This window comes from Nonomuraea sp. PA05 (assembly GCF_008086045.1).
In the GTDB taxonomy this organism is placed as follows: domain Bacteria; phylum Actinomycetota; class Actinomycetes; order Streptosporangiales; family Streptosporangiaceae; genus Nonomuraea; species Nonomuraea monospora.
The window spans coordinates 1-14,118 of sequence record NZ_VSEY01000031.1; the positions used below are offsets into that span (position 1 = coordinate 1).

Below are 14,118 nucleotides of genomic sequence, written 5' to 3' on the forward strand. Positions count from 1 at the left end.
GTAGCCGAGGGTGCGCAGGCGCTCCACGTCGGTACGCACGGTCCGCCCGCTCACCCCGAGGCGCTCGGCGAGTTCGGCGCCGGTCCACTCGCGCGGGGTTTGCAGGAGGGAGAGCAGCCGCAGGAGGCGGGCCGAGGTGTCCAACATTCGTCAAGCATGCCGGACCATTAGGAACGGTATCGTCCTAATGGTCCGGCAGCATCGATGCCATGACCGAGATCGACACGGCCGAGATCCGTGATTTCCGTATCGATATCCCGCAGGCCGACCTGGACGACCTGGCCGAGCGCCTGGCCCGGGTCCGCTGGACCGACGAACTGCCGGGCGCCGGCAACGACTACGGCGTGCCGCTGCCGTACGTGCAGAGCCTGGTGCAGCGGTGGCGCGACGGCTACGACTGGCGCGCGTGGGAGGCGAAGCTCAACTCTCACCCGCAGTTCACCACCACCATCGACGGGCAGAACGTGCACTTCCTGCACGTCCGCTCACCCGAGCCGGACGCCACGCCGCTGCTGCTCACGCACGGCTGGCCGACCACCGTCGTGGAGTACCTCGATGTCATCGGCCCGCTGAGCGATCCGCGAGCCCATGACGGCGACCCGGCCGACGCCTTCCACCTGGTGATCCCGTCCATCCCCGGTTTCGGCTTCTCCGGGCCCACCGGCGAGCGCGGCTGGAACCGGTACCGGATCGCCAGAGCGTGGGCCGAGCTGATGCGCCGCCTCGGCTACGAGCGCTACGGCGCGCACGGCAACGACTGCGGCTCGGAGATCTCGCCGGAGGTGGGGCGCTGCGATCCCGGGCACGTGATCGGCGTGCACGTCACCCAGATCTTCTCCTTCCCGTCCGGCGACCCGGCCGAGCTGGCCGGCCTGTCGGAGGAGGACCGGAAGAAGGTCCAGTTCCTGCAGTGGTGGACGGACAACAGCGGCGCCTACGACAAGCTGCAGTCCACCGCGCCGCAGACGCTGGCCCACGCGCTGGCCGACTCGCCGGTCGGACAGCTGGGCTGGAACGTCCAGCTGCTCGGCCCGAACCTCGACCCGGACTACGTGCTGACCAACACCATGATCTACTGGCTCACCAACACCGCCGCGTCGGCCGCACGCCTGTACTACGAGGACTTCCACGCCAAGGACAAGCCGGCAGAACCCACCACCGTGCCGCTCGGGCTGGCCAACTTCGCCTGGGACTTCCAGTCGATCCGCCCGTTCGCCGAACGCGACCACAAGAACATCCTGTCCTGGAACGTCTACGACACGGGCAGCCACTTCGCCGCGCACGACGTGCCCAGCCTCCTGGTCGACGACATCCGCGGCTTCTTCCGCCAGCTGCGCTGAACCGTCCCGACCGGTTGGTACGCGCGGCGGGCACCACTGAATCGAACTTCCAGGAGTACCGTCATGCAGATCCTGACCCGCCGAGCCCTCAACCGCGCCACCCTCGATCGGCAACTGCTCCTGCGCCGCTCCGACCTCACCCCACTGCAGGCCATTGATCACCTGGTGGGCCTGCAGGCGCAGACCCCGCACACCTGGTACGTGGGACTGTGGAGCCGGCTCGCCGCGTGCCGGCCCGAGGAGGTCGCGGCGCTGCTCACCCAGCGCCGGGCCGTGCGGATCGCCCTCATGCGCTCGACGATCCACCTCGTCGGCACGGCCGATGCGCTCGCGCTGCGTCCGCTCGTGCAGCCGGTGCTGGACCGCGACCTGTTCGCCAACCACACGCACGGGCGGGCGATGCGCGGGCTGGACACCGGCCAGGTGCTGGCCGCGGGCCGGGAGCTGCTCGACGAGCGGCCCCGCACGCCGGGCGAGCTCGGTCGGCTGCTGGCTCAGCGGTGGCCGGACCGCAACCCGGCGAGCCTCGCCTACGCCGTGCGCAACCTCCTGCCGGTCGTGCAGACCCCGCCACGCGGGGTGTGGGGCGCCGGCGGCCGGACCGTCCACGCGCCTCTCGAGTCGTGGGCAGGCGCGCCGCTGCGCGCCGACCACACGATCGACCAGATGGTCCTGCGTTACCTGGCCGCGTTCGGCCCGGCGACCGTACGCGACGTGCAGACCTGGTGCGGCCTGACCCGGCTGGCGGAGGTGCTCGACCGGCTCCGGCCCCGCCTGGCCACGTTCGCGGACGAGAACGGCGCGGAACTGTTCGACCTGCCCGACGCGCCCCGGCCCGATCCGCAGGTCAGTGCGCCCGCCCGGTTCCTGTACGACTTCGACAACCTGCTGCTGTCACACCACGACCGCTCCAGGGTGATCACCGACGGCCTCCGCCGGCAGAACTTCAAACCGCACGGACCCGTCCCTCGCCTGGTGCTCCTCGACGGCTTCACGGCAGCGACCTGGACGTTCGCCACCGCAAACGACACGGCGACACTGACCGTGCACCCGTTCGCACCGCTGTCCGCGCGCGACCGCGACGCGTTGACCGTCGAGGGCGGCGGCCTGCTGGACCTCCTCGCCGCCGAAGCGTCACACGAGATCCGCTTCACCGCCCCCCTCAAGTGATCAGATCCAGCAGGCGAGCACTCTCGGCCGCCCCACCCAGCTCGACGATCGCATAGCGGTACAGCAGCACGTCGGCCAGCACCCCGAACCGGCTGTCATGCGGCAGCTCGGCGGTCCACCGATCCACCGCACGCCACAACCCGGCCCGGCTCAGCTCCGGCCACCTGTCCTGGAAGAGCGACCACAACGATCCGCGATCCGTGGGGTCGTGGAAGATCTGGTGCACCTGCGCCAGCCACTCGCCCAGCTCGGCGGCCGGAAGCTGGGGCAGGATGTCGGCCATGCCGGAGATCCTGAGCAGCTCGCTCTGCCAGCTCGCCCCGCCCACCAGCTCATAAGCGCGCTCGTAGTGCCCGTGCCCGGCCAGAGCCGAACCGATGGCCGTCTCCAGGGCCTTGCGGGTGCTCTCCGACTTGACCTCGGGCTCGCCCCGCCGAAGCGCCAGCAGCGCGTCGAGCTCGGCGACGGTCAGGATCGGGGTGAGCGCCAGCACGTCGTGCGCCCAGTCGTCCAGCCGCAGGTGGTGGTCGCCGAAGAAGTGATGCACGCGCGGCACCCCCTCCAGGTAGCCGCCGTGGAAGAGGATCGGCTTGACCAGCGCGGACGCCTCCGGGGTCAGCATGCGTACGAACGAGGGAGTCCAGTCGCCGATGCCGCGCACCAGCCAGGGGCAGCCGCGGGGAAAGCCGTCCAGGGGATCGTGGGTGGGCGTGCTCTCCCGCAGCGCGCGCAACCTGGCCAGCACCTCGCCGGTCAGCTCAGGCGGCCCGGCGGCGAGCACTGTCAGCGCCGCCCACGGATCCTGCACGCTGCCGGCCAGCTCGGCGACCTCCGCGGCCTCGCGGGCGCGCAGCGCGGTCATGTCCTCGTCCGGCCAGCAGGACATCCCTCCGCGCCACTGCCGCTGCACGCCGGGGAAGGTGCACTGCTGCCACCACGGGCGCCGCAGGGCGGCGCGGCCGTTCGGCTCGAAGACGGGATCCGGCAAGCAGCGACTCAGCAGCCACTGCAACGATCCGGGCAGCCCCTTCCATTCGGTCTTCTCATACAGCAGGTCCAGCGCCCGGTCCGCCTCCGCGGGACCGAACTCCGCCAGCCGGGCCAGCACCCACCTGCGGATCGGGCGTTGCTCGACGGCCGCCGACGGGTCGGGAGCGAACAGCTCCAGCGCCAGCTCCACGTCCGCGGGCGACATCCACGGCGCCAGGTAGTGAACCGGCCAGTAGTCGCGGCTCTCGGCCAGGACACGCAAGGCCTCCCCGACGCGGCCGCGCTCGCGCAGGTACGGCCCGGCCCACTCCCACTGCGGCTCGTCCAGCTTCTTGACCACCGACAGCTCGCGCGGCTCCCACCGGCTTTCGTCCAGCATCGGCAGCAGCTGGAACAGGCACTGCTCGCGGTCGCCGCCGGTCAGCTCGGCGTCGACGAGCTCCGCCGCCCAGGCCGCGTACTCCGGCGGCAGCACGCTGAACAGCCCGTCGTAGTTGAGCGCGGGCAGCAGCCCGGCCCGCAACGGCAGATGAGGCTTGGGGGTGAGCGCCCGGGCCAGGATCTCGTCGAGGTCCTCCCTTGGCAGCCACCGGGCCGCCGCCACGAACTCGCGCTCCCGCAGACTGTCGCCGTACAGGAACGGCGACAGCGCCGCCACCAGGTCGTCCCTGACACCCGCCGCCACCGCCGCTGCCACGGGCACCTGCTTGGTCAGCCGGGTGGCCGCGAACGGCTCAGGCTGGGCCACGACCTGCTCGACCGCGGCGATCAGCGCCTGCTCGGCCAGGCCGGCGGGCAGCAGCGGGATCAGCTCGGCCAGCACCCACACCCGCACCCGCCCGTGATACCGATGGTCCGGCGGCACCAGATCGGCCACCGCCAGAGCCTCCTCAGGCCGCCCCAGCTCCAGCAGCCGACGCGCGTAAGCGGCGCAGGCCACCGTGACGAACTCCTCGTACAGGGCGCTGTCGGCCACCGTCGTCTCCAGGATCCGCCGCAGCGCGGGCAGGTGCTCGACGTCCAGATACCGGACCAGGCTCACGATCCCCGAGCAGCGGTTGTTCGGGAAGTACTCCTGAGTCAGCAGCGACAGCGCCCGGCCCGGCGGCCACCGGCCGTGCCTGACCAGCTGCGCGGCCAGATGATGCGACATCTCCGAGTCCACCGCCGCGCGCTCTCCCGCCAGCGCCGCCGCGCACACCACCTGCTCCGGCAGGCAGGGCAGCGGCTCGCCGGCCTCGAAGGCCCGCTGGTTCGCCGCCCGCGCCCGGTCACGCACGCGCCGCACGTCCGATCGGTAACCGTCCAGGTCGTCGGAGCTGCTCTCCCGCGTCCGCCGCCACAGGGTGTGGGTCAGCCCCATGGCCGTGGCCAGCGGCGCGCGGTGCGATTCTGTCAGGTGCGCGGCCAGGTGCCGCACCAGATAAGCCGGTACGGCGGGCGGCGCCAGCTCCCGCGCCAGCAACGCCTCCAGCACGCTCACCCCCCAGACAACGTAGGCGTCCCGATAGGAGTCCAGCTCCCCGGACTCGGCGAGCCGCTCCCTGATCACCTGGCCGATCAGCGGATGAGCGATCACAAAGCTGTCCGGCTGCCCGCCCTGAAGGACCAGCCGGTCGGCGAAACGCAGCGCCTCGCGCACCCGCTCGCCGTCCATCGCCTTGCCGGTCCTGCCCACCAGCCCCCTGAGCTCGGCCAGGCGCACCGGCCCCTCAGCGGTCGCCAGCACGTTGAGCACCCGCCTCGCGTCCTTGGTTTTCTTACCCGACAGCCTCGGCCACAGCCCCTTCCACCAGGTGTCGAAAAAACCCGCCAGGCCGGGGACGGCGGCGCTGTCGAGCCGGTCCAGGTCACGCAGGTAGAGCGAGGCGGTCACCGGGTCTCCCCGGGACAGCTCCCACAAGCGGGCAGCCAGGACGCCGGCGCCCGGCCGCACCTGCTCGATCAGCTCGCCCAGGTCGCTCTCGGACAGCGGCCCGAGCGTGGTCACGGCGGCGCTGGGCAGGTCGAGCCGCTCCAGCCAGGCGGCGCCCGAGGGCTGCCTGCTCGTGTGGCGCGCCGACAGCACGACCCGCACACCCGCCCCGGTCAACCGGGGAAAGTCGGCCGCGCCCGGCTCCCAGCCCGCCTCGTCCAGCGCGTCGACGATCACCAGCAGCGGCCGGCCGTCCGGCGCCGGCCGGGCCAGCAGCGCCGAGAGCGCGTCGTGCGCCCGCTGCCGGTCGGCGGAGTAGTCGTAGGGCACGCCGTGGATCCGGGCCAGGCGATGCAGCAGGCTCAGATAGACCTCGCCCGCGCCGGTCAGCTCGTAACGCTGGCTGACCGGGACGAACACCGTCCTGCCCGCCGGCCGGGCCAGCGCCCAGCGGGCCAGCAACGTGCTCTTGCCGGTCCCCGCGTTCCCGGTGAGAAGGTGGTACGGCGGGCCGTCCGGATCGGCGAGCCAGGCGTCCAGCGACCGGAAGGCGTCATCGCGCCCGGCGAAGGGCAGCTCACCCGCCCGGCCACGAACGTGGCCGTCCAGGAAGTTGGCGATCCGCAGGCGGTGCGGCGCGTCGGCGTCCCCCGCCAGCTCGGCGGCCCCCTCACGGCCGGCGGCCAGCTGAGGCCAGCGCCGCAGGATCTCCGCCACCGGCGCCGCGTAGACCGTCCCGCCCACCGCGAGCTCCCGATCCTCGTCCTCCTCCTGCATCCACCGGACGACTCCCACGGCGACCTGACCGGCGAGAGTGTCCACCAGGACCGGGCCGCCGCTGAACCCGCGCGGCCGCAGCCGGGCGGCCACCTGCCGGGAGTACAGCTGGATGACCGGCTGGCCGTCATGGATGCTGGTCAGCGGCAACGCCACCTCGGCGGGCAGCGGCATCGGATCGGATCTGGAGGGATTGGACAGCGGCCAGCCCAGCCCGAGCACCTGCCTGCCCGCCACCACGTCCGTGCCGGCACCCAGCGGAACCGGCCGCCACCCCTCCGGAAGGCGGTCCCGCAACTCCAGCAACGCCACGTCCAGCCGACTGTCGTGATCGGCGCACACCACCTCCACGACGACACCCGGCGCGAGGGTGAGAGGGAACGGCAGTTCCTGCCCCGCCACGCAGTGCCAGCACGTCAGCACATGCCGGTCGGTCACGGCGAACGCGCTGCCGCGCGGCAACGCGCCCACAGCGGGCCGGATCACGACCGGTTCCTGGACCACTTGAGCGTCACCTGGAAGGTGCCCGCCGTCTTCACCTTGGCGATCACCACCCCGCTCTCGGCCTCCAGACTCAACGACAACGACAGGCCGACCTCCGACAGCTCCCACGCCGGGCGCGCCTCGGCCGCCAGTTGCTCCTCCAGCGACTCGCGCAGGCGCTCGGCGATGGCGCCGATCGACTCGCCGAGCTCACCGGCCCTGTCCGCGAAGCGTTCCATGACATCGGACGGGCCGAGATTGCCGCGCACGGCGGGGTCGGGAAGCACTTCGACCTTGATGGCGCCCAGCGGATCCATAAGCCATTGCACCGCGCCGAATCCGGGCCTGGCCAGAGCAGTGGCCTCATCCGGACGCCCTCGCCTTCGTCTTCACCGCTCAGAAATCCTCCCCCACGTCGTCAGTTCTCGTAGCCCCTCACCATCCGCGGAAGGATTGACCACCATGACCCACGCCAGACCGCAAGGCGGTGACGAGGCCGCGTTCATCACAGCGGCCCGCTCGAACGACACGGCACAGTTCGCGCTCATCACCGAGCCCTACCGGCGCGAGCTGCAGGTGCACTGCTACCGGATGCTCGCCCACTACGAGGACGCCCAGGACATGACGCAGGAGACATTCCTGCGGGTGTGGAACAAGCGGGAGTCGTTCAAAGGCCACGCCGCACTGCGAACCTGGCTGTACCGCATCGCGACGAACGCCTGCCTCGACTTCCTCGAAAAGCGCAACGACCGCACACCCATGCCCGCCGAACTGCCAGGCGCCGGCTCGGAAGTGCACTACCTGCAGCCCTACCCGGACCGGATGCTCCCGGAGGACCCCCAGGAGTCGGCGGTGGCGCGGGAGACGATCGAGCTCGCGTTCATCGTCGCCGTCCAGCACCTCCCGCCGCGACAGCGGGCGGTCTTCATCCTGCGCGACGTCCTCGGCTGGCCGGCGTCCAAAACCGCCGGCACCCTCGAACTGACCGTCGCATCGGTGACCAGCGCACTGCAACGAGCGCGCGTCACCATGCGCGAGCAACTACCCGACCGCCGCCTCGACTGGCGCAGCCCCGCCACCCACGAACTGTCACAGGACGAACGCGGCGTGGTGAAGTCGTACATCGACGCCCACGAACGCAACGACCTCGACACACTGACGGCCCTGCTACGCGACGACCTGCGCTTCACCATGCTGCCCGACCCTGGCACCCTCGTCGTCACGGCCAAGGACGCGGTGGACGGCTGGGTCTCCGGCGGGCTCTTCCAACGCGGCTACGACGACTGGCGCTGCCTCGCCACCACCGTCAACCTCATGCCCGCCGCCGTCCTTTACCGCCGCACCCCCGACCATCCCGAACACCGGCTGTTCAACATCGCGGTCCTGCACATCGCCGACGGCAGAATCGCCGAGCTCACCGGATTCGACGCCACCGACAAACCCTGGCTGAACCTGCCCGCGACGCTGTGACCGGACAACCCCGCCGGCGTCACCGGCGGGGCAGCTTCACGCCCGCAGAAGGGTCACCTCAACGCCTCGTCTCGTACCGGGCCATCACCACGCCACCGGGGAACGTCCGCGTCTCGACCAGGTTCAGATTCACCCAGCTGTCGATCGCGGTGAAGAACGGCGTGCCTCCGCCCACCAGGACGGGATGGGTGACCACCACGTACTCGTCGATCAGCCCGGCCCGCATGACCGCCCCGGCCAGCGTCGCACCGACGATGTGCATCGGGCCGCCGTCCTCCGCCCTGAGCCGGGCGATCTCAGCGACCGCGTCGCCGGCGACCAGGCGGGTGTTCCAGTCCACCTTGTCGATCGTCGACGAGAACACCACCTTCGGCATGTCCCGCCAGAGGCGCGCGTACTCGATCTCCGCCGGGGTGGCGCCGGGCCGCTGGTCGCCGGTCGGCCAGTAGGAGCTCATCGCCTCCCACAACTTGCGCCCGTACAGCGTCAGCTCGCTCGCCCCCATCTGCTCGTACCACCACTGGAACAGCTCGGCGCCGGGCGACGAGTCCGGCCCCTCCCCGCCGCTCCAGCCGATGTCGTCGCCGGGCGCGGCGATGTAGCCGTCCAGAGTCGCGTTCATACCGTAGATCAGTTTCCGCATCGTGCCAGCCTTCCGTGAGTCGATCTCCTCCATACAGACGGACGCCGCACGGAAACCTAATCGGTTGGTCCTCTACGGTTGGCTGCGTCGGTCGATCAACCTCGCCCACTCGGAGCCGGCATGACGCGCACCACACCCCCACGGCCGGCCGACATCACAGCGGTCCTTGCACAACTCACGCCGCTGGCACGCACGGCGACCCGGTTGCACCCCCGCCCCGGATCACCATCCACTCGCCACAGCTCGGTCGGCGGCCCTCTGCTGTGGCCGGCCGCCGAACCGTGGCCGCGCTGCGACGGCCCCCACGAACTGGACGGGGTGAACCCGCCCACGCCCCTGCCGGACCTGAGACTCGAACGACGGATCCGCGCCGCCGCGCACGGCAGGACCCTGACCCAGCAGGAACGGGAGACCCTCGCCCGAATCCGCCCCGAGCGGGACGGTCCGGTGACGCAACCGCCGGCCCCTCAACCGTACGCCGGTTCGATGGCGATGCTCCCGGTCGCGCAACTCTACGTGCGTGACGTGCCCGGCCTTCGCGCGCCCGCGGGCGCGGACGTCCTGCAGATGCTGTGGTGCCCCTTCGATCACCCCCCGGACCAGTACATGCCCAGGACCGCGCTGTTCTGGCGGACCGCGGCAGAGGTCATCGACATCCTGAGCACGCCCCCGGAGCCGCCCGTGACGCAGTTCGCCGGCTACCTGCCCGAACCGTGCCTGATCGCCCCCGAGCAGGTCACCGAGTACCCCGACCTCATGGAGCTGAACGAGGAAACGCAGGACCGGCTGGCGGACGGAAGCACATGGCAGGCTGCGGGCACCGCTCTGGACAGCTCCTACGCGCCCGCCCCGCAGGAGTTCTACCGCGACGCGCTGTCCGTCGCCCCCGGCTGGAAGGTCGGCGGCTGGGCCTCCTGGGGCCTCACCGACCCCGCTCCGCAACGATGCCCCGCCTGCGACACCGCCATGGAGCCGCTCCTGACCATCACCACGGGCGAGTGGAACGAAAGCACCCACAGCTGGATCCCGTACGAGGACCGAACCGCCGCATCCGCCACCGGCCACGGCCACCCCGACCCGTGCCACCCGACAGCAGTCCAGATCGGCCGCGGCCACAGCCAGCAGCTCTACATCTGCCCGGCCGCACCGGAGCACCCGCACACCGAACTGATGCAGTAGCCAGACGGCCACGCACAACGCCTGGTCCCCATGAACGCTGAGCAGCTCACGACGCGGACCGACCGGCAGGAGCGGTCACCGGCGACTCACCGACTGCCCGGACGCCCGCCGTCAGCCACAGACCGGCGAACACGGCACAGACCAGCGTCACCACACCCGCCACGAGAAAGGCGCTGCTGAGACCGGACGCGAAGGATTCCTGCGCGTGAACGACCGCCCCCAGCACCGCCACACCGAGCACCGCGCCGATCTGCCGGGTGGTACTGCTGACACCCGAAGCCAGACCGCCCTCCCGCGAGCTGACCGCCTGAATGGCCGCCCCGGTCAACGGCGACATGGCCAGAGCGAACCCGGCACCGGCGACCGCCAGCCGCCACCACACGTTCCCGTAACCGGTATCGGCGTGCACGAAGCTCAGCGCCAGCAGCCCCACCCCGGCCAATCCCAGGCCGACACCGACGACGACGCGGAACCCGTACCTCGCCGCCAACCGGCCCGCGTACGGACTGACGATCACCATGGCCAGCGACGTGGGCAGCGTCCGCAACCCGGCGACCAGGATCGACGTGCCCTGAACATGGACGAAGAACTGGGAGAAGAAGAACGACGACCCCATCAACGCGAACCCCACCACGACCATCGCCGCGTTGGACACCGAGAACAACCGCTCACGAAACAGCCCCAGCGGCAGCATCGGCGCCGGCACCCGGCTCTCCACCACCACGAACACAACGACAAGCACCAGCCCGGCAGCGAAACTGCCCGCAATCACCGGCGAGGTCCAGCCCTGGGAACCGCCCTCGATCAGGCCGTAAGTCACAGCGCCCACACCCGCCGCGGACAGAACCGTGCCGGGAACGTCGATCGGCGGCGCGCCCGGATTGCGCGACTCCCCCAGCACCCGCACCCCGGCCAGCAGCAGAACCACCCCGATCGGCACGTTCACCAGAAAGATGGCGGGCCAGCCGGAAACCTCCACCAGAATCCCGCCCGCCAGCGGCCCGGCCGCCAGGCCGAGCCCGCTGAACCCGGCCCACAGCCCGATCGCTCGCACCCGCTCCCCAGGGGCCGGACACGCGGCGGTGAGCAGCGCCAGCGAGGCCGGGCTCAGCGCCGCGGCCCCGATCCCCTGCAACACCCGCCCCGCGATCAGCCAGCCGATCGAGGGCGCGAACGCACACACCACCGACGCGGCCGTGAACACCACCACCCCGGCCAGAAACACCCGCCTGCGGCCGAACCGGTCGGCGAAGACCCCACCCGACAGCAGCAGCATGGCCACCAGCAGCACGTAGGCGTCGACGATCCACTGAAGGCCGGTCAGCCCGACGTGGAGCCGCTCCTGCATGTCCGGCAGGGCGGCCCCGACGATCGTGTTGTCGAGCAACACCATGAACTGACCCGCGCAGGTCAGAGTGAGCAACGCTCTCATGCACATTCCTCCTAAAAGCAGCTATCGACTGCGTTTAGGGAGACTATAACGCAAGCCGCAACTGCTTTAAGGTGAGAGCATGGAAGACCAGGTACGCGCCAGACGACCCGGCGGCCGCAGCGCCCGAGTCCGCGCAGCCGTACACCAGGCCGTCACCGACCTGGTCGGCGAACGCGGCTACGGAAACTTCACCATCGGCGAGATCGCCGCCCGCGCAGGCGTGGCCGACACGAGCCTCTACCGCCGATGGGGCAACCTCCAGGCCCTGCTCAGCGACGTATTGCTGGCCCGGCTCAACGCGCAGTCACCCATGCCCGACACCGGCAGCCTGGCCGGCGACCTGCGCACCTACGCCGCCGCCGTGGCCCGCGAGGTCACCGGGCCCGACGGCCTGGCACTGATCCGGCTGGCCATCGCCCTGTCAGGCGAAGGCCGGCAAGGCCTCCAGGCGCGCGACGCGCTCCTGGCCGACCGGCGCAGACAGTTGCAGGCCATGCTCGACCGCGCCCGCGATCGCGGCGAGGAACCGCCCGACGCGCTGGAGGTGCTGGACCATCTCCTGGCGCCGATCTACATGCGCGTCCTGTTCGACGCGGGCCCGCTCACCCCTGATTACCTCGATGGATTGGTTGATCGGTTGCTCCGTTGATCGAAGTCAGGCCAGGTGCCGGGTGAAGAACCGGATCGAGCTGTCGATCTCGAAGGGCGGGACTCGGAAGTGGCTGCCGGGGTTGGCGTGCAGGGTCTTCTCGGCGGAGCCGAGCGCGTCGAACAGCTTCATGACAGAGTCACGCGGATTGCCTTCATCGTCCCACTGCAGCAGGAACTCGACCGGGACCGTGACCCGTGCCGCGGTGCCGATGAGCCACTCGCTTCCGATGAGGCCGAGGACCGCGGCGCTGATCCGGGGTTCGGCCGCGACGAGGCGGATGCCCATCTCGCCGCCCTGGGACAGGCCGTAGTACCCGACGGGATGGCTGTCGCCGACGGAGTCCAGTTTCCTGAGCGCGTCCAGGGTGGTCTGCCAGTCGGGGATGAGCTGCGCCGCCACGGTCTCGTTGAGGGCGGGCCACGCCGGGCCGAAGGGCTCCCCCGCGGCCTCTCGTTCCTGGATGATCGCGACGAGCCGCCGGACCTCCGGGTGTTCCGGCCTGTCGCCGGTGCCTGGGGCGTCGATCGCGGCGACCGCGAAGCCGCAGGAGGTGACGTAAGGGAAGGCCCGGGAGACGACCTCCCATCCCTTCTTGTGCGAGCCGCCGCCGTGCCCGATCAGGACCAGCGGACGGGGCCCTGCGCTCCCGGCGGGCGTCCAGAGCACCCCGGGGATGTCTCCGATGGTGAAGAGCTGTTCGCGGATGCCGTCAGAGAACGTTTCCGAGGTGATGCGCATGGCGGTATTACATCGGCCTTGCCGCCGGCGCCGCGACTCGATAATCCGTGCGGCCTCAGGTCGTCAGCAACCGGTCCTGACGGGAGGCCGTCCGCGAGGCCGCGTGCCGGGCCACCGCGGCGGCGCCCGTCCCAGCCAGGACGAAGAGGGCGGCCAGGCCGAGCCAGCCGCCGGTGCCGTGCTGCAGTGCCGTGGTGGCGAGGATCGGGGAGAGCATCGCGGCGATCGCGTAGCCGGCCTGGCTGAGGCCCTGGTAGGCGCCGGCGCTGCGCTGGTCGGCCAGCTCGAAGGCCATGCCCCAGCCGCCCGCCTCCCCCAGGATCTCGCCCATCGTGTGAGCGGACGCGGCCAGGACGAGCAGGACACAGGCGACGATCGCGCTTCCGTGACCGGCCAGGGCGTACAGCCCGCAGGCGATCGCCAGCAGCCACGACGCGCGCCTGACCGTGAGCCCGGCCCTGCGCACGTCGTCGGTGCCGCGTGAGGCGCGCACCTGGAGCGCGGCCACGGCCACGGTGTTGAGGACGAGCAGCACGGAGACGATGGCGACGGGCGCGTCGGTGGTGGCCACCCAGAGCGGCATCCCGACGGTCAGCAGGCCGAACTGCATGGCCACGACGGCGTTGCACGCCACGCTCGCGACGTACGTACGGTCTCTGAGCGGCGAAGGCCCGGTGGATTCGGTGCGCTGCTCCCGGACGGCGGTCATGCCGGCGGCGAGTTCGGGCACCCGGCGGCCGAGCCCGGCCAGCGGCACGGCGGCCGCCAGCAGCAGGATTCCGGCGGCGAGCATCGCCGTCCGGTACGCCGCCGCGGTGCCGATCAGCAGTGCCGCGGCGGCGGCCCCCGTGCCCAGGCCGATGAAGACGTTCGTGACCACCCGCATCCGGGCCCGGACCTGGACCCGCTCGGGGCCGAGGTACCAGCGGGCCAGCATCGCCTGTTTCGACGAGGAGCCCACGGAACGCATGATCACGGCCAGGCAGGCGATCAGGGTGAACGCGACGGCGTCCGAGACGAACGAGTAGGCGAGCAGCGCCACCCCGTTGAGCGCCGTCGCCACCGCCTGGACGCGGTGCGCGCCGACCCGATCGGCCAGCCACCCTCCCCCGTACGCGGCCAGCACCCCGGTGGCGCCCGCGATGCCCAGCCCGAGCCCCACCGTCGTCACGCCGAGGCCGATGACGAACGTGAAGTACAGCGTGCTGACGGCATAGAAGACGCCGCTGGAGAGCGCGAACGCCATCGTGCTCAGGGTGAGTGAGCGGGCGACGCGGTCCGACGGGAAGAAGGTCTGAATCACAGGGGCCTTTATCCCCTAATAGGGCC

12 protein-coding genes are annotated in these 14,118 nt (G+C 71.1%); 5 read left to right on the plus strand and 7 right to left on the minus strand.

The features are described 5' to 3' along the window. Positions 1 to 147: helix-turn-helix domain-containing protein (locus tag FXF51_RS39420; protein WP_148439869.1), on the minus strand; the 147-nt coding region annotated here is incomplete at its 3' end. A gap of 62 nt (positions 148 to 209) precedes the next feature. Here FXF51_RS39420 and FXF51_RS39425 point away from each other — a divergent pair. Next, positions 210 to 1,340 (plus strand): epoxide hydrolase family protein, encoded by a 1,131-nt coding sequence (locus FXF51_RS39425; protein ID WP_148439870.1) that lies wholly within the window; start codon positions 210 to 212, stop codon positions 1,338 to 1,340. Positions 1,341 to 1,403: 63 nt separating this feature from the next. Continuing rightward, positions 1,404 to 2,510, plus strand: coding sequence for a winged helix DNA-binding domain-containing protein (locus FXF51_RS39430; protein WP_148439871.1), 1,107 nt, complete (start codon positions 1,404 to 1,406; stop codon positions 2,508 to 2,510). Here the strand turns inward: FXF51_RS39430 and FXF51_RS39435 are convergent. Both FXF51_RS39435 and FXF51_RS61210 read right to left on the minus strand, forming a co-directional pair. Next, complete coding sequence (locus FXF51_RS39435) at positions 2,503 to 6,678, minus strand: serine protease (RefSeq protein WP_187414813.1); 4,176 nt, start codon at positions 6,676 to 6,678, stop codon at positions 2,503 to 2,505. The genes FXF51_RS39430 and FXF51_RS39435 overlap by 8 nt on opposite strands. After that, on the minus strand, positions 6,675 to 6,992 hold the full coding sequence (locus FXF51_RS61210) for a CU044_2847 family protein (protein ID WP_187414814.1): 318 nt from the start codon (positions 6,990 to 6,992) through the stop codon (positions 6,675 to 6,677). The genes FXF51_RS39435 and FXF51_RS61210 overlap by 4 nt, the downstream gene beginning before the upstream one ends. A gap of 145 nt (positions 6,993 to 7,137) precedes the next feature. On the opposite strand from FXF51_RS61210, the gene FXF51_RS39440 reads away from it, so the two are divergent. After that, positions 7,138 to 8,145, plus strand: a complete 1,008-nt coding sequence (locus tag FXF51_RS39440) for an RNA polymerase subunit sigma-70 (protein ID WP_148439873.1) — start codon at positions 7,138 to 7,140, stop codon at positions 8,143 to 8,145. Positions 8,146 to 8,203: 58 nt separating this feature from the next. Here the strand turns inward: FXF51_RS39440 and FXF51_RS39445 are convergent, their stop codons facing one another. After that, entirely contained in the window at positions 8,204 to 8,788 is a 585-nt protein-coding gene (locus tag FXF51_RS39445) for a dihydrofolate reductase family protein (RefSeq protein WP_148439874.1), read from the minus strand. 486 nt (positions 8,789 to 9,274) lie between these two features. On the opposite strand from FXF51_RS39445, the gene FXF51_RS39450 reads away from it, so the two are divergent. Continuing rightward, positions 9,275 to 9,967 (plus strand): hypothetical protein, encoded by a 693-nt coding sequence (locus FXF51_RS39450; protein ID WP_222871648.1) that lies wholly within the window; start codon positions 9,275 to 9,277, stop codon positions 9,965 to 9,967. A 46-nt stretch (positions 9,968 to 10,013) separates the two neighbouring features. Here the strand turns inward: FXF51_RS39450 and FXF51_RS39455 are convergent, their stop codons facing one another. Further along, positions 10,014 to 11,399 (minus strand): MFS transporter, encoded by a 1,386-nt coding sequence (locus FXF51_RS39455; protein WP_222871649.1) that lies wholly within the window; start codon positions 11,397 to 11,399, stop codon positions 10,014 to 10,016. A gap of 79 nt (positions 11,400 to 11,478) precedes the next feature. Here FXF51_RS39455 and FXF51_RS39460 point away from each other — a divergent pair, with 79 nt between their 5' ends. Continuing rightward, a complete protein-coding gene (locus FXF51_RS39460) occupies positions 11,479 to 12,048 on the plus strand; it encodes a TetR/AcrR family transcriptional regulator (protein ID WP_148439877.1) in 570 nt (189 codons plus the stop codon). A gap of 6 nt (positions 12,049 to 12,054) precedes the next feature. On the opposite strand, the gene FXF51_RS39465 is transcribed toward FXF51_RS39460, so the two are convergent. Together FXF51_RS39465 and FXF51_RS39470 are read right to left on the minus strand one after the other, a co-directional pair. Then, positions 12,055 to 12,789 (minus strand): dienelactone hydrolase family protein, encoded by a 735-nt coding sequence (locus tag FXF51_RS39465; RefSeq protein WP_148439878.1) that lies wholly within the window; start codon positions 12,787 to 12,789, stop codon positions 12,055 to 12,057. Between the two features lie 55 nt (positions 12,790 to 12,844). Then, entirely contained in the window at positions 12,845 to 14,092 is a 1,248-nt protein-coding gene (locus FXF51_RS39470) for an MFS transporter (protein WP_222871650.1), read from the minus strand. Positions 14,093 to 14,118: the final 26 nt, after the last annotated feature.